The sequence below is a fragment of the Sphingomonas sp. PL-96 genome, from assembly GCF_020707215.1.
Classification (GTDB): domain Bacteria; phylum Pseudomonadota; class Alphaproteobacteria; order Sphingomonadales; family Sphingomonadaceae; genus Sphingomonas.
Window position 1 is genome coordinate 560,375 of record NZ_JAJFET010000001.1, and the last position, 19,166, is coordinate 579,540.

Genomic DNA, 19,166 nt, shown 5'->3' on the forward strand with positions numbered 1-19,166 from the left:
CGATCTCTCCCTCCCTTGCGGTGGGCCCCCGAATACAGCCTAAAAGGGCGGAACAACGAAGGAGACGTGCGATGGCGAAGGTTCTGGTGCTCTATTATTCGTCCTACGGTCACATCATGAAGATGGCAGAGGCCGTTGCAGAGGGTGCGCGCGGCGCCGGAGCCGAGGTCGACATCCGCCGCGTGGCCGAAACCGTTCCCGAAGACCTTGCCCGCCAGTCGCACTATCTGCTCGACCAGCCCTATCCGGTGCTGGAGGACGTGAACGCGCTCGCCGATTACGACGCGATCATCGTCGGCACCGGCACCCGCTATGGCCGCATGACCAGCCAGATGGCGGCTTTCTGGGACAAGACCGGCGGCGTCTGGGCACGCGGCGCGCTGATCGGCAAGGTCGGCGGCGCCTTTACCTCCACGGCCAGCCAGCACGGCGGTCAGGAAACGACGCTGTTCTCCATCATCACCAACCTGCTGCACCACGGCCTGACCATTATCGGTCTGGACTATGGCTTCCAGGGGCAGATGGGCGTGGACGAAGTGCGGGGCGGATCGCCCTATGGCGCGACCACGATCGCGGGCGGCGACGGCAGCCGCCAGCCGCACCAGGAGGAGCTGGACGGCGCTCGCTACCAGGGTAAGCGTATCGCCGAGACCGCAGCCAAGCTGAAGGCCTGAACCACACGGCGCCCGCTGCTCCACGAGCGGCGGGCGTCAGCCTTGTGGCGCTGGTGCTGCTGCCTGCGGCTGCACCGGTGCTGCGGGCGCGCGCAAGCGCTTGTCCTCCGGTCGGTTCGGAAAGGCCGGGAAGCGCGCTGCGGCCGGTGCGAACAGCGCGCGCGGCACTGCGGCGCCCGGTGCGTTCGGCGTCCGGCCGACCCAGCGCCAGTGCCATGGCTCCCACTTCACCTGCTGCTTGTTGCCGGCCGGGAAAGACTGTTCGAACCCGAACTCGGCCGCGTGGGCGATGATCCAGCGCCCGACAGGCGTTGCGGCAAAGCATGCCTCGGCATCCGGGCAGCCATTGCGGTCGCGCGTGCCGAAATCGACGACATAGCCGGTGGCATGTTCGCTGAACCCCGGCGGGGCCGACGCCCAGGCGCGCTCGCGAAACGTGTTGCTCTCGTCCGGGTTGATCCCGCCGCAGAAGGTCTGGCGCTGCAGCCGGATCGAGCGGTGGCACGACACGGCGCGTATCTTGCCCGCGACCGCCGGGTCCATGTTCGCGCGGGCGAGCAGCGCCTGCAGGTCGGCGAGCATCGCCGGATGGATGCGGCAGCTGCCGTCGCTCGAGAAGTCCGCCGGCGCGGCGATCAGCGCGGTTTCGGTCGTATCGGGATAGGGGAAGTGGTTGAACAGTCGCCCGTCCGGGCCGGGCTGCACCACGCCGCGCTCGCACAGGGCAATCGGCGCGCGGTTGACCGCCACGGCCGGTGGCGGCGGTGGCGGAGCAAGCGGCTGGACGGGCGCCGGCACCACTGGCGGCTCGACCGGAACCGGCTTGGGCGCCTGGCAGGCGGCGAGCGCCAGCACCAGCGCAGCGGACATCCGCAGGGAGTGACGCACTTCCAACCTCCTGAACGCGCGGCGGCAGAGCCCGCTTTCGGCACCTGCGCTCTGGCATGTCGGCGGCTGCGGTGGCAAGGACCTCGCATGCTGGATGACCTTGTGCTCTTTATCGACGGCGAAGCGATCGTGATCGACAAGCCTGCCGGCCTGCCCGTCGATCGCCCGCGCGACCGCAGCCCCAGCATCGAATCACGGCTCGACGAGCTGACCTTCGGCTTCCAGCGGCTGCCGACGCCGGTTCACCGGCTTGACCGCGACACCAGCGGCTGCCTGTTGCTCGCCCGCAATCCCAAGGCACACGCCCGTTTCCAGCAGGCGTTCGAAGGCGGGCTGGTGCAGAAACGCTACCTGGCCGTGCTTGATGGCGTGCCCTCCGAAAGCTCCGGCACGATCGACCTGCCGCTCGCCAAGGTGAGCAGCATCGAGGATGGCTGGCGCATGGTCGGTCATCCCAAGGGCAAGCCCGCGCGGACCAACTGGAAGCTGTTGCGCAGCGAGGGCGGCTGCGCGCTGGTCGCCTTCTTCCCGGAAACCGGCCGCACCCACCAGATCCGCGTCCATGCGGCCGAAGCGCTCGGCGCGCCGGTGGTAGGAGACCCGGTCTATGGCCGGGGCGGCGCTGCGATGCTGCTCCACGCGGCGCAGCTCACCGTGCCGCGCGGCGCCAAGCCGCCGGTCGAGGCGACCGCGCCGCTGCCGCCAAGCTTTGCGGCCGCGGGCTTCGAGGACAGCTGAGACGCCGCGCGCATGGTCGCGATCCCGATCACCCGCTCGATCCACATCGACAGCGACGAACTCGTCGAGAGCTTCACGCGCGCGAGCGGGCCCGGCGGGCAGCACGTCAACACCACCGACAGCGCGGTGCTGCTGCGCTTCGACGTCGCGGCCTCGCCGAACCTGCCGGAAGCGGTGAAGAACCGCCTCGCCGAGCTGGCCGGATCGCGGATGACGCGGGAAGGCGTGCTGGTCTTGCGCAGCGAGGGGGCGCGTTCCCAGCTTCTCAACCGCGAGGAGGTGCGCGAACGGCTGGTCGCCCTGATCCGGGATGCGACCTTTGTGCCGCGCAAGCGCAAAGCCACCAAGCCAAGCCGCGCCGCCAAGGCGCGGCGGGTCGACGAAAAAAAAGGCCGCAGCGCGGTCAAGGCCGGGCGCGGCAAGGTCCGCATCGACTAGCCCGGCACCAGAGTAAAGGAACGCCATGTACGTCTTCGACATCGCCGCCGGGTCCAAGCAGGAGCTGTACCGCGAGCTGGCGGGCGCGCTGGACGCGCTCACCGCCGACGAGCCGGATGCAGTCGCCAACATGGCGAACGCCGCCGCGCTGCTGTGGGAATATCTGCCCGACCTCAACTGGTCCGGCTTCTACCGCAACGTCGCCGACGAACTGGTGCTCGGGCCGTTCCAGGGGAAGGCGGCGTGCATCCGCATTCCGTTCGGCAAGGGCGTGTGCGGGGCCGCGGCCTCGACGCGCGAGACACAGAGGGTCGAGGACGTGCATGCCTTTCCGGGCCACATCGCCTGCGATGCCGCGAGCCGGTCCGAGCTGGTGGTCCCGATCGTGCACGACGGCCGGCTGCTCGGCGTGCTCGACCTCGACAGCCCCTCGCCAGCGCGTTTCGACGCGGAGGATGCGGCCGGGTGCGAGATGCTGATGCAGCGCCTTGCTCCCCGGATCGCTGCTGCCGGCTGAGCGGCTTCAGTCGGGCCGTGGTGACAGCCCCTGCCGTGCTCCCGCGAAGGCGGGAGCCCAGGGCGTCGACCGTCGCAAGCGGTTTCTCTGCTTGGCTCTGGATCCCTGCCTGCGCAGGGATACGGTAGTTTGTGGGGCGCCTGTCTTACCGTAAGCAAGGACCGTCTCAGCCGGCGAGTTTTGGCGCCGGCTCCGGCGTTGCACTCGCCTCCGGTGCCGGCTGCGGCAGCGCCACCGTGATGCCGACGCGGCGATTGCGGGCGCGGCCGGCCTTGTCGTCGCTGCCGTCCGGCTTCGCATTGGGCGCGACCGGGCGCGCTTCGCCCAGTGCGATCACCGTGATGCGATCCTTCGCCACGCCCTTGCCGACCAGATAATCGCGGACCGCTTCCGCACGGCGGCGGGAGGCGCGCAGGTTCTTGGCGTCATCGCCCTTGGAGTCGCTATGGCCCCGCAGGGTGATCGGTCCGCCGGCCTGCAATGCCGGTTCGGCCAGCAGCGCGTCGAGCGCGGCCGTGGCTGCGGCGTCAAGCGCCACGCCGGCGGGAAACTGCACGTCCTGCTCGATCGGCTCCAGCGGCGGCTGGGTGGGCTCGGGGTTCGGTTCGGCTTCGGGCCGGATGATCGACTTGCCTTCGGACGTGGGTTCCGGCGCCCGTTCGAGATTCGCGACCGCCGTCTCTGCGCTGTTCTCCGCCGCCGGCAGCTCCGCCTGCTTGCCGGAAGGGCCGCATCCTGCCAGCAGCGCGGCAAGCACGCCCGTGGCCGCGGCCTGGCCCCAACTCTGTTTCATCGATCCTCCCCTTTCTGGTTCTCGGTCCTGGCGTCCGGCTCCCGCACCCTGGGCGGCGCATAGGAGACGATGACATCGCCGGGCTGCGGCGTAGGCCGGCTGGCATGGGTGAAGAAGCGCAACGTGCCGTTCTTGCGCAGCAGCAGCAGCATGTCGGCATCGTCGGGCAGTACGGCCTTGGCATCGGCAAAGTCGAACTGCTCGCTGATGCGGGTCTTGCGGAACGACCAGCCGGCGCGCTCACGCTCGGTGATCTCCTCGACGCCCAGGCCCGAGGCGAACAGCGCGCGGCCGCGCAGCGTTTCGGGCAAGGCGCGAGGGCCCTCGCTGGCATCGCCGAGCTGATACACCGAATCACGCCCGATCTCCGGCGCGAACTCGCTGCACACCAGCGCGTTATAGGCCTCGTTCTCCGAGGTCGCAGCCAGCACCTGGAACTGGTCCAGCTCCAGCTGGTCCTCGGTCGCCTCGGCCAGGATCTCCCCGTGATAGGTCGGGATGCCGCGCTGCCGTGCAGGGGCCAGCCGCTGCCAGCTGCTGTCGCTCACCAGCACCGGCACCTCCAGCGAGCGCAGATGCTCGGCCAGCTCCAGGCTCCAGTTGGTGCTGCCGACGATCAGCAGGCCCTTGTCGCTGGCGCCCGTTACCTTCAGCCAGCGCGCCACGGTGCGGATGCTGAAGCCATGGGCGATGATGGTCGTCACCACGACGGCAAAGGACAGCGTCACCAGAATGTCGCCGTCGCTATAGCCCAGATGGTCGAGCCGCAACGCGAACAGGCCCGACACGGCAACCGCCACGACGCCGCGCGGCGCGATCCAGGCGATCAGCAGCCGCTCGTTCCACGGCACGCGGCTGAACGCCAGGCTGAGCAGAACGGTGGCCGGGCGAACGAACAGCAGCAGCGCCACCAGCAGCCCGGCAAAGCGCCACTCGAACCGCTGCAGCACCTCCAGGTCGAGCTGCGCGGACAGCAGCACGAACACGCCGGAGATCAGCAGAACCGTGATGTTCTCCTTGAACGAATGCACGTCTCGCAGCGAATCGAACCGCATGTTGGCGAGCGCCACGCCCATCACCGTCACCGCAAGCAGCCCGGTTTCCTGCTGGATGAGGTTGGAGAGCACAAAGGTGCCGATCACCGCGACCAGCAGCACCGGTGCCTTCAGATATTCGGGCACATGCCCGCGCGGAAAGATCCAGGCGATCGCACGGGCGACGATGTAGCCGATCAGGCCCGCAAGCACTGCGGCGGCGAGCAGCGAGACGATGACCCCGCCGAGCGAGCCGCCAGCCTCGGACCGGCGAAGATATTCATAGGTGATGACCGCACACAGCGCACCGAACGGATCGTTGACGATCGCTTCCCACTTCAGGATCGCGCGCGGGCGGGCGGCGACGTTACTCTGGCGAAGAAGCGGCAGCACGACCGTGGGTCCGGTCACGACCATGATGCCGGCGAACAGGATCGCCACCGGCCACACCAGTCCGGCGATATAGTAGCAGGCGAGCGTCCCCAGCACCCAGCCGACCGGGATGCCGATCAGCGCCAGCCGCGTGACGGCCCCCTCCGTCTTGCGCAGCTCGCGGAAGTTGAGGCTGAGGCCGCCTTCGAACAGGATCACCGCCACCGCGATCGAGATAGCCGGTTCGAGCAAGGGGCCGAACGCGGCATGCGGGTCGATCAGGCCAGTGACCGGTCCCGCAAAGATCCCCGCCACCAGCATCAGCGCAATGGCCGGCCAGCCGGTCCGCCAGGCAATCCACTGCGCGCCGATGCCGAGAACGCCGATCAGCGCGATGATGAGAGCCTGTTGTTGCATCGGGCTGCGATAGCCATCGAGGGTCGGTGTCGCAAATCCGGCTGCATTTGGCGGCGGACGCGGCTATCGCGCCCAATATGTCGCGTCCCGCCGTCTCGGTCGTCATTCCCGTGTACAATCGGGCGGATCTGGTGGGCGATGCCGTTGCGAGCATCCTGGCGCAGCGGTTCGAGAATTTCGAACTCGTGGTGGTAGACGACGGTTCGACCGACGAGTCCGTGAAGGTGGTCGAAGCATTCGGCGATCCGCGCGTCCGGATCGTCCGCCACGCTCGAAACAAGGGGATCCCCGACGCGCGAAACACCGGCCTGGATGCCGCACAGGGCGAGCTGATCGCCTGGCTGGACAGCGACGACATCGCGCGTCCTGGCCGCCTGGAGGCGCAGGCTGCGTTTCTTCGCAACAACCCCGACATCGCGCTGGTCGGCAGTTGTGCGGGCAAGATCAACCAGGCCGGCCGGCGCAAGCGCGGCGTGCGCATGCCCCCGCTCGCACCCGCCGACGTGAGCGCCTGGCTGCTGTTCCGATCGGCGTTCCAGCAGTCCTCGGTCATGGGACGTGCCGAGGTGCTCAAGGCCTATCCCTATCAGCGCAGCTTCGACGTGTGCGAGGATCTGGACGTGTTCGTACGGCTGTCGCGGACGCATGCGCTGGCGAACCTGCCGCAGGTGCTGGTGGATCGCCGCGTGCATCCCGGCCAGACCGTCTGCCAGCGTCAGAACCGCATCCGCGAATGCAAGAGCGGCCTCTACGCAGGGCTGCTCGAGGAAGTCGGCATGCAGTTCGACGCGGAGGATCTTCGTCGCCACACGCTGCTGGGCAAGACGAAGCTCAAGGGCGTCGTCGCCCCGCCCGACTTCCTCCAATGGTGTGACGGGTGGCTGCGCACGATGCGCGAGCGCAACGCCGAAAGCCGTTATGTCGCGTGCGAAGGGATGACGCTGGCAACCGCGTGGTTCTGGCTGCTCGCCTGCCGGGTCGCGATCCCGACCATCGGGCGCTCCGCGGCCGTGCGCGCGTATTTCCGCTCGCCGCTTGCCCGGGGGCTCACCGGTGCGGCCGGGCAGCGCTGGCTGGCACGCGGTGCCCCGATATTGCTGGGGATCCGGCGCTAGCCGACCAGACGGCGGACCAGGTCCAGGTCGGCAGGCTTGTCGACGTCCACGGCGGCCAGGCCATAGGGGCTGGCGACGGCGCGCGCGGACAGGCCGGCTGCGGCACCCAGGCGCATCAATGCCTGATCAAGCGTAAGCCGCCCGACCAAATACCGAAGCAGCGTGCCCGTGCCCAGGCGGCGCACGATCCGCCACGGGCGCTTGCGATCCGCCTCCACCTGCGACCAGAGGTCGAGCGCGGCATTCGCCTTGGGGCTGGCCAGATAGAAGAGGTTGCAGCCGGACCAGCCGCCATCGGCGAAGCGCAGATAGGTGCGCTGCGTATCCGGCACCGCCGCCTCGATGACGTCGCGGCGGGCGAGCAGGGCGGTGACGTCCGCGCCTGCCGGAGTGGCCGCGAGGAAGTGGGTGATCCACTCGGGCTCCAGCAGCGCATGGTCGGCCGTCGTCACGAGCAGCGGCGTGCCGAGCGCTGCAAGGCCGCTGCGGGTGCTGCGGCTGGGACCAGCCTCGGCCGGTAGCACCTCCACGTCCAGCGTGGCGGCATGCGCGGCGACGGCTGGGTCGGATACCGACACGCCGATTCGCGTTGCGCCGGCCGTGCGAAGCGCTGCAACCACCCGCGCGAGCATGGTCGACCCGCCCACTTCGATCAGCGCCTTGGCCGAAACGCCGGCATAGTCGGCTACCGGATCGGTGCCGCCTCGCGAACCCGCGAGGACCAGGGCGTGGAACGCCGTCACGCCTGTGCTCGCGCGCGCCAGACCTTCCACAGCACGCCGGGCGCGGCGAGCAGGGGATGGCGCTCTGCCCAGGGGGTGAGCTTCACCGGCACTCCCGTATGCCGCTCGACCTTCCACGCGCCATAGCGCGCTGCGCCCTCCAGCAGGAACGCGGCCTTGACCAGGCGTGCTGCGTTGAGCGGCTTGCCCATCCGTTGGCGCGATCGCCAGGTGCGCAGCAGCCCCGCGCGGACTTCAGGGGCGAGCATGGGGGTAAGCTCGCCCCCGGACTGGCGATAGGGAACTCCGTCCGCGTTCCAGGCAAGCTGCAGGAGCGTGGCGTAGCGATCGGGATCGTACGCCAGGATCTGGTCCTCGCGACCCGGCCGCTCGACCCGGAATTCCGCGCGGTAGGTCTCGCGGAACAGTGCCTTCCAATAATCCAGCGGCGCGCCATGCGCCGGACCCAGCACCGCGGCGAATCGCGCCGCGGTGATCGCGGAGGCGGCAATGGCGTCCGCCACCGCTTCGGCCTGCGCGGGGCCGGCGATCCACAGCAGGGCGCTTGGTTGAACGAAGCGAGTCCAGATGGTGGTGTCGGCGAAAGCGCCGGTCGCGGCCTTGGCGAACACCGCCAGCGGCATCGTGGCGACCTTTGCCTGCAGCAGGCGGTCGCCGAGCCGCACTTCTTCGAAACTGATGTCCGGCCACAACCGCCGCGACACCGCACCGCGCAGGCCCGGCTGCGGCGCGCCTTCGGTCAGGACGTAGAAGTCGAGCAGGCCGTCGAGGTCGCCGGTCCGCAGCACGGATCCGTAGAACAGCACCGCCGATCCGCGAAGCCGCTCGGCGATCACCGTGGCTGCCGCGACGATCTCCGGCCGGACCTCGGTCGTGAGCATCTCTGCAATGGCGTGGCGAAGCTGTTGCATCAGGGCGTCACGAACTCCAGCGGGGTGCCCTGGCGCACGGTCATCGTTCCACCCTCGTACAGTTCACCGTCCAGGATGAAGCCGCCGTCCAGCGTCACGGTGAAGGATCGGACGTCATGATGGCGGTAGCCGCGCTCCCGGAGCCAGGGCGCCTCCGATCCGCGCAGCAGGGCAGGGACCGCCCGGGCGAGGTTGCGCGGCGGGGCGTCCACGGCGAGCAGCTTCAGCCCCGCCCGCTCATGGCCGAAGGGCTTCAGGCGGAGCGGCAGCCGCTCGAGCGTCGAGCTGAAGAGGATGTACAGCGTCTCTGCCGCAGCCTTGCCGCCATCGAGTTGCAGGCGCATCGCCTCGCCCGCACGCCATTCGTTGGCATGGCCGCCGAACAGGGTCTGGGCGACGCCCCAGAACAGCGAGATGCCTACCGCAAAGCTGTTGAAAGCCCCCGCCTTGTGGGTCCGCTGCGCCAGTTCGGTCGCGCGCACAAAGGCGCCAGCCCCCCACAGGAAGCCGCAGAGCTCCGGCTCCTGCGCGTCGTCGCGCAGGATCTCCACCGAAGCGCGGGTGCGAAAGGAGCCGCGGGTGTTGGCTGCCAGTGCGTCCTGCACCCTCCACTCGGGCGGGATGCCGAGGTCGAGGGCCAGCGCGTTGGTCTTGCCCGAAGGTACCACCGCCAGCCGCGGCATCGCAGCGCCAAAGATCCCGCGCGCGCAGGTGAGAACGTCGCGCACGGTGCCGTCGCCGCCGTCCACGATCAGCAGCTCGATTCCGGCGTCGCGGAACTCGCGGAGCGCCTGGGCAAGCGCGGGCAGGGTGCGGGGTCCGCGGTACAGCAGGTTCGGGGTGTCGGCCGGCACGACCATCGCCTCCGCCCCGCGGGTGCGATTGCGGTGGCTGCGGCTGTTGCTGATGATGCCGGTGCGCGGGTGGCCTGCACCGCCCCCGTGCCGGGTAAGCCCGGCCACATCCCGGGTCGGTTGGAACGCCATCTGGTCTGCCGGTTCCGAGGTCATCTTCTTCAAACGCGCCCCCGGGCCACGAAGCTTCAACAGGAGGCGGGCCCATGCACCGCGTGATGGGCCCGTCCGCGCCCATATCGTGGCAGTTTCGTGGCAAGGCTAGCCCCGACGCGCGCTTTGACGCGGCCGGGGCGGGGAAGCGACCCGCTTTTGCGGCCTAGCGGCTGTAGCGCGTGCGGATCGCGATGCTGCCGCCACCCGCCGGCACCGGGAAGCGCGTCGCCTGGAACGAAGGCAGCCCCAGCGTCGTCGGCGCATCGTTCGAAAAGCCGAAGCCTTCCTTGATCGTGAACGCCGTGCGGTTGAACTTACGGTCGCCATTCTCGTCATGATAGGTGGCAAGCGCATAATGGCCGGGCGCCAGCCAGAAGCAGGCGCGGGTGGTTGGTGCCGCCGCCTTCACGCGCGCGCGGGCGAGCTTGCTGCCGCCCTTCAGAAAGCGGCTGCTGTCATCGGGGTAGACGGTGAAGGCGACTTCGCCGTTCGCATTGCGCAGGTTGGTTGCCGCAACCTCAAGCTTCACCTTGCCGCCACCGGGCGTTCCGACACAGGCCGGGGCAGCGGTGGCAGGCGCGGTCGGGAGAAGGGTGGCGCCGCCCAAAAGAGCAAGTGCAGGAAGAACGATACGCAACATGGGATCCTCAGTGCATCGGGTTGCGGGCCTTCTGTACCCTCCCGGATGAACCGGGGATGGGCGACCCGTTCAGGCGACGGCGCTGTCCGTGCGCAGCCGGTCGCGCCGGATCGCCAGGCCCAGCATCACCGCCAGCAGCACTGCCGTCAGGACCGACGCGATCAAGACGCCGGCGGCAATACCGTTCGCTCCCATGCTGGGGGACAGAAGGAACGCTGCCGCGAACATCGTGCCCGTCGCCGCAAGCCGCACGAAAAACGCGCTTCCCGCCCGGTTTGCGGCCATCAGCACCGGCTCGAACCCGACCGTGCAGAGATCGACGCAGCCGGCCGCCGTCAGCCACAACAGGCTGGAATAAGCGCTTGTGAACTCCGATCCGCCGACCAGCGCCAGCACATGCTCGCCTGCGATCAGAAGGGCGCCGAACACCAGTGCCGCAACCAGGGTCGCAACCGAAACCGACCGCACCAGGAAGCGGCCGACCTTGCGCAGGCCGCCGGCATCGATCGAGCGCACGATTTCCGGGAAGGCAGCGCGCGCCAGCAACTGCGACAGCTTGGTCATCGCCTGGGCGAGCTGCACCGCCAGGCGGAACTCGCCTGCCGCGGTGGTGCCGGCGACGCCGCCGACCAACAGCAGCGGAAACTGCTTGCTCGACAAGGTGAAGGTCGCGTTGGCGTTGGTGCTGACCGCGAACCGGACGATGCCGGGATTGTCGGTGACCACCGCGCGCAGCCCGCCGCCATGGCGGCGCATCAGGCGGATGTTGCCGGTGCGCGCCACCATCGCCCAATAGGCGGTGGCGGTCAGCAGCTCGGCCGCCATCCACGCGACCAGGAAGCCCTGCAGCGTCGGGTGGATCAACGCGACCAGACCAGCGCCGACCAGCCGCACGATGGGCGTCGCGCTGTCCGCCAGCGCCGCAAGCGAGAAATTGTCGTTCAGCCGCAGGATGCCGAGCGGCGTCGACCGCAGCGACAGCAGCTGGACGATCGTGAAGATGAACGTAGCGCGCCACAGCGTCGGGCCGATGCCCAGCATCTCCCCCCACAGGCTGAGGATAAGCGCAGCGACGCCCACGCCGACCACTGCACTGGTCGCGTCGAGCGCGGTGCAGGCGCGGAACAGCCGGCCGAGCCGGTCGAGGTCGCCCGCAGAGCGATGCGCGGTGCCGTAGCGGACGATGATCTGCCACGTCTGGAACCCCACCAGCGCGACCAGCACTTGCGAGGCTCCGACGATGATCGAGAAGCGGCCGAAGTCGGTGACGCCCAGCGTCCGTGTGACGATCGCCAGGTAGAAGAGCGACAGCACTGCCGTGACCCCGCGCCCGGCAAGCAGCCAGCCGAGATTATGCGCGACGCTGCCCAGCCCCTTGCGCGGATCGCCCGTGCGCGCGGCGAAGGGGTTTACGCGAGCCAGCTGGTGATCCTCTTGCCGCCACGGGCCTGCAGCATCGCCTGCACCAGCCGCACCAGGTGGACGACCAGCGAGATCGCGGTCCACGCCGCCACCCCGATGATCCCCCAGTCCGGTCGCTGCACCAGCAGCATCGCGAACAGGATCACCATGTTGGGATTGCGTCGCGCGGTGATGAGCCGGAACCAGCTGTCGAACCGCTCCCAGACATGGATGTGCATGCCGAAGCGGACGATGAAGGCGCCCTCGATCAGCCGCTGGGCGACATAGCCGAACAGCATCGTGCCGATCACGAGCCAGAACATCTGGTCGGTGAGCGGCCGGCCATAGTCGGCGCAGCCCGCCGCCCAGGCCCACCACCAGAAGGGCGGGTGGACCAGGTCGACGCCATGGTCCCAGGCGTTGCCGAGCTTGGACGACGTGATGGTGCAGCGAGCGAGCTTCCCGTCCACGGTGTCGAACACCATGAACACGAGACCGGTCGCAAGCCCGGTCCAGAACCAGCCGTGCCAGAATGCGACCGTGGCGATGATGCACAGCACGCTGCCGGCCGCCGTCACCTGGTTGGGCGTGATGCCAAGCCGCGCGGCGATGCGGGTGAGCGCGAACGCCCATTCAGGCCAGAGATATTTGGTGAGGAGGTCGGTCACCCCCTTGTACGCGCCGGTGTAGCTGGCGCGCTCGATGCCGGGCACCGCTTCGGGCACCAGCAGCTCCACGAACGGCTGCTCGCGCTTGCGCAGCGCCTCGTTGAAGATGCCTTCTTCGGCCTCGGCACGAATTTCAATCAGGCTCGACCCTGCCGGAAGCGGCGCCTGCGCCTGCATCGCTGCGATCACCGCATCCCGCTCGGCATCGGTCGCGACATGCGCAAGCGCCGGCACGCCGTTGCGGGTCACCAGCGTGCCCGGCCTCCCGGTCAGGTGGGCGAACCACACGGGGTCGGAGGCGAAGCGCAGGTTGACGAGGATCGTCGGCGTCGTCGGCTGGTCGGTGAAGAGGAGGTCACGCGATGCGGCGATCCGCCGCACGCGTTCCTCGTTGGTCATGCCCCACAGCAGCGTCGGGTTGCTGCCAACGGGCGTGACTGCCGGCCGGGGCTGGGCATCCTTCGGTGTCATGCTTGCGCCGATAGCCGATCGCGCGCCGATTGCGAGCACAAAGCCGCACTCACGGCCTGCGCGCCGCCAGCACGTCCAGGATCTCGCGCGCGGCTCGGGCCGAGGCGGCGCCGCTGGTGTCGCCCAGCGACTCTTCCGCCATGGCCGCCTGTGCCTCTGCAAAACGCGAATGCTCGGCCGGTGCGCGGGCGAGGGCGGGGAGCAGCGCGTCGAGGCTGTCGACCACTTCGCCCGCCACCCACATGGCGTAGGACGGGTCCTCCGCCCACGCCGCCTGCTGCGCGTTCAGGAACACGCACGGCCGCGGCCGCATCAAAAATTCCAGCACTTGGCTGGACGTGTCTCCCAGATAGGCGTCGGCAACCGCGGTGTAGCTGCCGTCCACCGCGGCGAAGCTCTGATAGTCGCAGTGCACGTCGCCGCGGCCCTGCAGTTGGTCGCACAGCGCCTGCACCTCGGGCGCGCGCTCCACCAGCCGCTGGTGAGGGGCGAAGATCAGGTTCCATTTGCCTTCCGCCAACACCTGCCGGACGACCTGCTCGCCCCAGCGCCACCAGGAGGAGCGGTGCTGCTGCCAATGCGGGTTGTAGAGCAGCACCGGCCGCGTCTCGGCAAAGTCGGGCCGCGCATAGCTGCGCTGCCGGAATTCCGCCTTCACATAGCCGGTGGCGACGATCCGTTCCGGCGGCATGCCCCGCACCAGATAGGTCTGGCGTTCCCGTTCGCTCGGCACCAGCGTCCGCCAGGCGGCGCGGCGGCGACGATCGTCGCGCGCGCTCATCGACCCCACGCCGTGCGATGTCTTGACGAAGCGGGTGGGGAGCATCGGCAGCACCCGCGGCAGCCACAGGCTGGTCTGTTCCGCGCACACGGCGACCGGTACCCGCGCGAGCCGGGGCGCAAGGCGCGCAAGCATCGGCAGCTTGGCGGGTAGCGGCGGGTTGGTGCCCGCATCGACGGCCACCTGCCCGAAGCCGGGTGCCCGCCGGATGCGGATGGCACTGCCCGGCCGCTCGGCCAGCCAGCCGCCGATCAGCGCTTCGTGCATCGACGTGCTGACCCACAGGTCCTGCGGCAGGTCGGGTGCGAGATCCGCCAGCGCTTCCACGATCGGAAAGAGGTGCGGGATCAGCAGGGTTTCGCCCAGGAACAGAAAGGCGACGCGATCCCGTATCACGCGGCGGTTCCGCGCGCCGCTCCCCAGGCGTCGATGTCCTCGGGCCGGTCGATCTCCTGCCACTTGCCCGCAGCGTGCTCGATCGCGGTGACTCCGACGGTCGCGGCAAGCTCGGCGACGATCGCATGGTGATAGGCGGCATGGCCGCTGTCGCGCTCGATGACCGTCTCCAGCGCGCGGGCATAGGCATCCCCGCCGCTGCTGGTGATGACGCCCAGCGACCGGTGGGTGGTGCGCGCGTCGTCCAGGTCCTTTGCCACCGCCGTCACCCGGCCGTCCGCGACCGCCACCCGCATGTCGTCCAGCACGTGGCCGCGGGTCGCCTCGACCAGCAGGCCGATGCCGGCCGGCGGCTGGCGCAAGGCCTCGGTCAGCACCGCCTGCTCGAACACGGTGTCGCCGTTCAACAGGCAGAAGGGCTCGTGCAGATGCGCTCGCGCGACCCAGACGCTCCCGATGCTGTTGCTGACCGACCAGAAGGGGTTGAACACCGTCGAAACGCGCAGCGGCAACGCATGGTCGGCGACGAAGTCGCGAACCTGGCGGTGGCGATAGCCGACCACGATCGCCGCCTCGTCGATCCCCGCCTCGGCCAGGGTGGTGAGTTGCCGCAGCAGGATCTCACGACCCTGGACCTTCACCAGGCACTTGGGGATTTCCCTGGTGAGGGGAAGCAGCCGGGAGCCATAGCCGGCGCTCAGGATGACCGCTTTCATTGCCCCGCCTTAGCGGCCGGGTCCCGGCTTGTCAGCTTTGTCGGGGGCACGTCGCCGCCGGGCGGCTTCAGCCGAGCGCCCGGATGAAGCCATAGGTGCTGGTGATCGTCAGCACGATGCCGACCAGGATCAGCATGGTCTTGGTGGGGATGCGCTTTGCCATGACCGCGCCGAACGGCGCCGCCAGCACGCCCCCGATCAACAGGCCGAGTGTCGCGGTGGCGAAGTCGCGCACGCCCAGATGGTAGATAAAGGTCGCCGAGACGGTGAGTGTCAGGAAGAACTCGACGCTGTTGACGGTGCCCACCACCTTGCGCGGCTCGACGCCCTGGACGAGCAGGTTGGAAGTCACGATCGGCCCCCAGCCGCCGCCGCCCGCCGCATCCAGGAACCCGCCGACGAGACCCAGCGGCTCGACGACCTTGGGCTTGGAACTTTTGGGCGGGAACAGGATCCCCCGGATCAGCAGATAGATGCCGACCGCCACCAGGTATCCGAGCACGAACGGCTTCACGGTATCGCCATCGACGTTGGTCAGCAGATAGGCGCCGCTGACGCCGCCGATGATCCCCGGGATCAGCAGCCGCAGGAACAGCTTCTTGTCGATGTTGCCGGACAGGAAGTGGCTGATGCCGGACACCGCGGTGGTAAAGGTCTCGACCACATGGACGTTGGCGGAAGCACGGGCGGGCGGCAGGCCCATGACGGCCACCAGCAGCGTGTTGCAGATGACGCCGAATGCCATGCCCAGCGCGCCATCGACGATCTGGGCGCCGAAGCCCACGGCAATGAACGGCAGCAACGCTTCAACGCTGAACGAAGGATCCACGGCATCTTCCCTGTTGTGTTGGCTTCGTCATGCCGTGGTGGGGCGCCACCAACAACATAGTTCTGGTTTCCGCACGATCCCAACGGTCGCCCCTGCCGCCCGGAACCAGCGTCGATCAGAACGAGAAGCGGATCGTGCCGCCCCAGGTCTGCGGGTCGGCCAGCTGTGCGGAGATCAGGCCGGTGTTGCCGGGCGTGACGGCAAGCGATTCAAAATACTCCTCGTCGAACGCGTTGCGGACCCAGCCGAAGATGTCGAAAGCCTCGGTCCGGAAACCGGCGCGAAAGTTATGCACCGAATAGCCCGAGATATCGGTGTAGATCGAGCGCGAGGCGTTGGAGGAGAATTTGGAGCGGTAGCTCGCGTCATAGCCGACATAGGCCTGCCCCTCGCGACCGAGCACGGTCGCAGGCAGATTATACTCGGTCCCCCACGAGAACGCCCATTTCGAGACGCCGGGCAGCCACTGGCCCGACACGTCGCAATTGGCCGGGCTGTTGGTGCCCGGCGTGGCGGGCGCACCGATCACCGCGCCGGTGCCGCCGCCGGCCAGCTCCGGCGGGCAAGGGGCGTCGACGAACTTGACGAACTCATGGTCGGTGAATGCGCCGTTCAGATAGGCGGACAGCCGCTCGGACGGACGGACCGAGAACTCCGCCTCGACCCCGCGCACCCGCACCTTGTCGGCATTGGCGAGATAGCCGCGCAGCACGTTGCTGCCGCTGATGTTGCTGATGACGCTCGCCTGGAAGTCCTTGATCTGCGTCCAGAAGCCCGTGAGGTTGAGCGTTGCGCGGCGCCCCCAGAACTGCGTCTTCAGGCCGACTTCGAAGTGATCGACCTTTTCCGGATCGATCTCCGCGACCTCCAGCGCCGGCGTGCCGTCCGGCCGGCTGGGAACGCCGTTGAGGTTGATGCCGCCGGTCTTGAACGAACGCGCATAGGTCGCATAGCCCATCACGTCGTCGGCGATGTCGTACGACAGGTAGAGGTCGTAGGAGACATTCCAGTCGCTGAAGTTCGGTTCAAAGAACTGCGACGACTGCGTCCCCCGCTGCGCTGCGGTCCAGGGATCGTTGTAATAGGGATCGGTCGTGTCGTTGGTGATCAGCTGGCGGGTGCCGTCCGACGCCGTGCCCGTCACCACCGAGTCGTAATGCCCTTCCTTCTTGTCGTAGTTGACGCGGATGCCGGGGGAGATCGTCAGCCGGTCGGTCGCGTGCCAGTTGAGCTTGCCGAACGCCGCCAGGCTGAGGTTCTTGAGCAGGATGTCGTTTTCGGCGGTCATGCCGTTCAGCACCGCAGGGTTTCGCGAGAGCGCGCTGCTGGGTGCCAGCAGCCATGCGCTGGCCGCGGGTCCCGTCTCCTGGATGCCGGTGGTGTGGTTCTTCTGGTAAAAGGCAAAGGCGCCGACGACGAAGTCCAGCTTGCTGGCGTCATAGGCGTAGCGCAGCTCCTGGGTGTACTGGTCCTGGTGGGTCGGGTTGTTGACCTTGGTGTAGATCGGCAGCCCCGTGAAATCGCGATCGTTCTTCGGGCCCCAGTCCCAGTAGCGCCACGCAGTGACCGAGGTGAGCGTGCCGGGGCCGAGGTCCCATTCCACCCGCACCGAGGCGCCGCCCAGCTCGTTGCGCGCGGCAAGCTCTGCGTCGAGGTCGGTCAGGCGATCGAACGGGTTGGTGCTCGGTACCTGGTACCCTGGAAACAGCGCGGTCAGCGCGGCATATTGGCGGTTGAGCGCGCGCTGGGTCGTGCCGACCCGCGCATAGACCTGCCCGCAGCAGATCGGGTCCTGGAGGTTGAAGTCGCCCGACAGGGTGACGCGGACGTCCTCGCTCGGCTTCCACAGCAGCGAGCCGCGCACGCCCAGCGAGTCCTGCGAGTTGATCCAGTTGCCGCTGGTGACGTTGTAGATCGTGCCGCGACGATCCGTGGTCGACAGGCTGACCCGCGCGGCCAGCGTATCGGACAGCGGCCCCGACACCGAAACCTTGCCCTGTTTGAAGTTGTAATTGCCCGCCGATACCTCGGCGCGGCCTTCGAAGTCAAAGGTCGGCGCGCGCGTCGTGATGTTGATCGCGCCCGCCGTCGTGTTCTTGCCGTACAGCGTTCCCTGCGGCCCGCGCAGCACCTCGATCCGCTCGACATCGACGAAGTCGAGCGTCGCCGAGGCGATGCGGTTGTAATAGACCTGGTCGACATAGATGCCGACGCCCTGTTCGAACCCGTCGTTCGTCAGCCCGAACGGCGCGCCGATCCCGCGGATGTTGATGAACGTGTTGCGCGGGTTGGTGGAGAAGAACTGCAGCGTGGGCTGAAGCTGGGTCAGGCGGTTGATGTTGTACGCGCCCTGCGCATCCAGCGTGTCTCCGCCGATGACCGAGATGGCGAGCGGGACGTCCTGCACATTCTCGATCCGGCGCCGCGCGGTGACGACGATCTCCCCCGGGCGGCCTGCGGCGACGGCAGGATCCTCGCTCACGGCGGCGGCCGAAGCCTCGCCCCCGGGGAGTGGATCGAGGGTCTGGGCACCGACCGGACCGGCGACGGCCAACGTGGCGATGCCGGTCCCGGCCACAAGAACCGACCTGAGCGTCCCGCGGCTTCGGCGACGCGCGTCGTGGCGTGCGGGGGCATGGGACATTCCTGTCACCGGGAAGGCAGTGGACGCTTCCGAAAACATGGCCGGCACGATCGATCTCCCCCTGTAGTTGGTTCAATCTCCACTATCTTGATGGGGTATCAACATGGCTGTTGCTTTACCAGTGCGAAGCACGGCTATCCGGTCGACGACCCGCGCCGTTTTGGAAGTCTGGACTGGCATGATCACCGGCGAGGCGGCTTACCGCCTGCCGCCTCCAAGGACGGCCTGGTGCGCCGAAGCGCGGAAGTTTGCGGCCCCTGATAGACCTTTGGGGAAGCCGCGCCGTCCTGGTCAGGGTTGCGGTGCCGAGGTGGAGGCAACCCTGCGCGCGGAAAGGATGCGGACGGGCTCGGCCAGCATCTCGCCCTTGAAGTGTCCGCCCTCGCTGACCGGCGCGTTGAGGATGCGGTGGATCACCTCCATGCCCTCGACCACGCGGCCGAACGCCGCATAGCCCAGATTGTCGCCAGGCCGGCTCGGGTCGGCGTCCAGCGACGGCTGCGCGCCCACGCTGATCGTGAAGTCGCCTTGTGCGGTGCCCGGCGCCAGCCGCGCAATCGAGATCGCGCCGTCGACGTGGCGCACGCCGGTCTGGGTGGTCGGCTCGTGCTTGATTGGCGGAAGCACGCGCTTGGGGGCGTTCTGCACCCCGAACTGGACGAAACCGAAGGTCGGGGTGACGCGCACGGTGCGGTAGAACACGGTGCCGTCCAGCCGCTTCTCGTCGACATAGCGCAGGAAGTTGGCGGTGGTGACCGGCGCCCGCGCCTTTTCCAGCTCCAGCACGATGCTGCCCTCGCTGGTCTCCACCTTCACGCGCGCCATTTCGGGTGCGGGCGGCGGTGCCGCCGGCGTCTGGGCAGGGGCGGGAGCAGCGCAGAATGCCGCGACGAGCAGGGCCAGGCGTTTGAACATGGCCGCAAGCCTATGCGCTCGCGACCGCCAGCGCCAGCGCGGCCGGCGCTTTGCC

The 19,166-nt window shown here is 68.5% G+C and carries 19 protein-coding genes; 5 read left to right on the plus strand and 14 right to left on the minus strand.

Annotated elements, in window-relative coordinates:
• Positions 1-71 precede the first annotated feature (71 nt).
• Positions 72-674 carry an NAD(P)H:quinone oxidoreductase gene (gene wrbA / locus LK533_RS02670; RefSeq protein WP_229361214.1) on the plus strand — a complete coding sequence of 201 codons (603 nt, stop codon included), beginning with the start codon at positions 72-74 and terminating at the stop codon, positions 672-674.
• Positions 675-710: 36 nt separating this feature from the next.
• On the opposite strand, the gene LK533_RS02675 is transcribed toward wrbA, so the two are convergent.
• Positions 711-1,562 (minus strand): M15 family metallopeptidase, encoded by an 852-nt coding sequence (locus tag LK533_RS02675; RefSeq protein ID WP_229361215.1) that lies wholly within the window; start codon positions 1,560-1,562, stop codon positions 711-713.
• A gap of 87 nt (positions 1,563-1,649) precedes the next feature.
• Here LK533_RS02675 and LK533_RS02680 point away from each other — a divergent pair, with 87 nt between their 5' ends.
• Genes LK533_RS02680 through LK533_RS02690 form a run of 3 tightly spaced genes read left to right on the plus strand, consistent with a single transcriptional unit; the run spans position 1,650 to position 3,255 of the window.
• Complete coding sequence (locus LK533_RS02680) at positions 1,650-2,300, plus strand: RluA family pseudouridine synthase (protein WP_229361216.1); 651 nt, start codon at positions 1,650-1,652, stop codon at positions 2,298-2,300.
• Positions 2,301-2,312: 12 nt separating this feature from the next.
• Positions 2,313-2,738, plus strand: coding sequence for an alternative ribosome rescue aminoacyl-tRNA hydrolase ArfB (gene arfB, locus LK533_RS02685; RefSeq protein ID WP_229361217.1), 426 nt, complete (start codon positions 2,313-2,315; stop codon positions 2,736-2,738).
• 25 nt (positions 2,739-2,763) lie between these two features.
• Positions 2,764-3,255 carry a GAF domain-containing protein gene (locus tag LK533_RS02690; protein ID WP_229361218.1) on the plus strand — a complete coding sequence of 164 codons (492 nt, stop codon included), beginning with the start codon at positions 2,764-2,766 and terminating at the stop codon, positions 3,253-3,255.
• A gap of 166 nt (positions 3,256-3,421) precedes the next feature.
• Here LK533_RS02690 and LK533_RS02695 read toward each other — a convergent pair whose 3' ends face one another.
• Both LK533_RS02695 and LK533_RS02700 read right to left on the minus strand, forming a co-directional pair.
• On the minus strand, positions 3,422-4,048 hold the full coding sequence (locus tag LK533_RS02695) for an OmpA family protein (RefSeq protein WP_229361219.1): 627 nt from the start codon (positions 4,046-4,048) through the stop codon (positions 3,422-3,424).
• Positions 4,045-5,871, minus strand: coding sequence for a cation:proton antiporter (locus LK533_RS02700; protein WP_229361220.1), 1,827 nt, complete (start codon positions 5,869-5,871; stop codon positions 4,045-4,047). The genes LK533_RS02695 and LK533_RS02700 overlap by 4 nt, the downstream gene beginning before the upstream one ends.
• A 77-nt stretch (positions 5,872-5,948) precedes the next feature.
• On the opposite strand from LK533_RS02700, the gene LK533_RS02705 reads away from it, so the two are divergent.
• On the plus strand, positions 5,949-6,986 hold the full coding sequence (locus LK533_RS02705) for a glycosyltransferase family 2 protein (RefSeq protein WP_229361221.1): 1,038 nt from the start codon (positions 5,949-5,951) through the stop codon (positions 6,984-6,986).
• Here LK533_RS02705 and LK533_RS02710 read toward each other — a convergent pair.
• From LK533_RS02710 to LK533_RS02760, 11 genes are all read right to left on the minus strand, one after another.
• Entirely contained in the window at positions 6,983-7,729 is a 747-nt protein-coding gene (locus LK533_RS02710; RefSeq protein ID WP_229361222.1) for an NTP transferase domain-containing protein, read from the minus strand. The genes LK533_RS02705 and LK533_RS02710 overlap by 4 nt on opposite strands.
• A complete protein-coding gene (locus LK533_RS02715; protein ID WP_229361223.1) occupies positions 7,726-8,640 on the minus strand; it encodes a hypothetical protein in 915 nt (304 codons plus the stop codon). Before LK533_RS02715 ends, LK533_RS02710 begins: the two co-directional genes overlap by 4 nt.
• On the minus strand, positions 8,640-9,650 hold the full coding sequence (locus LK533_RS02720) for a diacylglycerol/lipid kinase family protein (protein ID WP_229361224.1): 1,011 nt from the start codon (positions 9,648-9,650) through the stop codon (positions 8,640-8,642). Before LK533_RS02720 ends, LK533_RS02715 begins: the two co-directional genes overlap by 1 nt.
• 163 nt (positions 9,651-9,813) lie before the next feature.
• Positions 9,814-10,290, minus strand: coding sequence for a DUF2141 domain-containing protein (locus LK533_RS02725; RefSeq protein WP_229361225.1), 477 nt, complete (start codon positions 10,288-10,290; stop codon positions 9,814-9,816).
• 69 nt (positions 10,291-10,359) lie between these two features.
• The gene (locus tag LK533_RS02730; RefSeq protein ID WP_229361226.1) at positions 10,360-11,796 is read right to left on the minus strand and encodes a lipopolysaccharide biosynthesis protein; all 1,437 of its coding nucleotides are present in this window, start codon (positions 11,794-11,796) and stop codon (positions 10,360-10,362) included.
• A complete protein-coding gene (locus LK533_RS02735; protein ID WP_229361227.1) occupies positions 11,700-12,830 on the minus strand; it encodes a CDP-alcohol phosphatidyltransferase family protein in 1,131 nt (376 codons plus the stop codon). Before LK533_RS02735 ends, LK533_RS02730 begins: the two co-directional genes overlap by 97 nt.
• 49 nt (positions 12,831-12,879) lie before the next feature.
• Positions 12,880-14,007: a hypothetical protein gene (locus LK533_RS02740; RefSeq protein WP_229361228.1), complete on the minus strand. Its 1,128-nt coding sequence runs from the start codon at positions 14,005-14,007 to the stop codon at positions 12,880-12,882.
• Positions 14,004-14,723, minus strand: a complete 720-nt coding sequence (locus LK533_RS02745; protein WP_229361229.1) for a sugar phosphate nucleotidyltransferase — start codon at positions 14,721-14,723, stop codon at positions 14,004-14,006. The genes LK533_RS02740 and LK533_RS02745 overlap by 4 nt, the downstream gene beginning before the upstream one ends.
• A gap of 67 nt (positions 14,724-14,790) precedes the next feature.
• Positions 14,791-15,552, minus strand: a complete 762-nt coding sequence (locus LK533_RS02750) for a sulfite exporter TauE/SafE family protein (protein ID WP_229361230.1) — start codon at positions 15,550-15,552, stop codon at positions 14,791-14,793.
• Between the two features lie 115 nt (positions 15,553-15,667).
• Positions 15,668-18,196 (minus strand): TonB-dependent receptor, encoded by a 2,529-nt coding sequence (locus LK533_RS02755; RefSeq protein ID WP_229361231.1) that lies wholly within the window; start codon positions 18,194-18,196, stop codon positions 15,668-15,670.
• 291 nt (positions 18,197-18,487) lie between these two features.
• Positions 18,488-19,111: a peptidylprolyl isomerase gene (locus LK533_RS02760; RefSeq protein ID WP_229361232.1), complete on the minus strand. Its 624-nt coding sequence runs from the start codon at positions 19,109-19,111 to the stop codon at positions 18,488-18,490.
• Positions 19,112-19,166 lie beyond the last annotated feature (55 nt).

What these genes read in the sequence shown, in the direction of transcription:
- LK533_RS02690 (WP_229361218.1), top strand. Translation starts at nt 2,764, where the DNA reads ATGTACGTCTTCGACATCGCCGCCGGGTCCAAGCAGGAGCTGTACCGC.
- LK533_RS02695 (WP_229361219.1), bottom strand. Translation starts at nt 4,048, where the DNA reads ATGAAACAGAGTTGGGGCCAGGCCGCGGCCACGGGCGTGCTTGCCGCG.
- arfB (WP_229361217.1), top strand. Translation starts at nt 2,313, where the DNA reads ATGGTCGCGATCCCGATCACCCGCTCGATCCACATCGACAGCGACGAA.
- LK533_RS02755 (WP_229361231.1), bottom strand. Translation starts at nt 18,196, where the DNA reads ATGTCCCATGCCCCCGCACGCCACGACGCGCGTCGCCGAAGCCGCGGG.
- LK533_RS02735 (WP_229361227.1), bottom strand. Translation starts at nt 12,830, where the DNA reads ATGACACCGAAGGATGCCCAGCCCCGGCCGGCAGTCACGCCCGTTGGC.
- LK533_RS02745 (WP_229361229.1), bottom strand. Translation starts at nt 14,723, where the DNA reads ATGAAAGCGGTCATCCTGAGCGCCGGCTATGGCTCCCGGCTGCTTCCC.
- LK533_RS02715 (WP_229361223.1), bottom strand. Translation starts at nt 8,640, where the DNA reads ATGCAACAGCTTCGCCACGCCATTGCAGAGATGCTCACGACCGAGGTC.
- LK533_RS02760 (WP_229361232.1), bottom strand. Translation starts at nt 19,111, where the DNA reads ATGTTCAAACGCCTGGCCCTGCTCGTCGCGGCATTCTGCGCTGCTCCC.
- LK533_RS02680 (WP_229361216.1), top strand. Translation starts at nt 1,650, where the DNA reads ATGCTGGATGACCTTGTGCTCTTTATCGACGGCGAAGCGATCGTGATC.
- LK533_RS02720 (WP_229361224.1), bottom strand. Translation starts at nt 9,650, where the DNA reads ATGACCTCGGAACCGGCAGACCAGATGGCGTTCCAACCGACCCGGGAT.
- LK533_RS02725 (WP_229361225.1), bottom strand. Translation starts at nt 10,290, where the DNA reads ATGTTGCGTATCGTTCTTCCTGCACTTGCTCTTTTGGGCGGCGCCACC.
- wrbA (WP_229361214.1), top strand. Translation starts at nt 72, where the DNA reads ATGGCGAAGGTTCTGGTGCTCTATTATTCGTCCTACGGTCACATCATG.
- LK533_RS02705 (WP_229361221.1), top strand. Translation starts at nt 5,949, where the DNA reads ATGTCGCGTCCCGCCGTCTCGGTCGTCATTCCCGTGTACAATCGGGCG.
- LK533_RS02700 (WP_229361220.1), bottom strand. Translation starts at nt 5,871, where the DNA reads ATGCAACAACAGGCTCTCATCATCGCGCTGATCGGCGTTCTCGGCATC.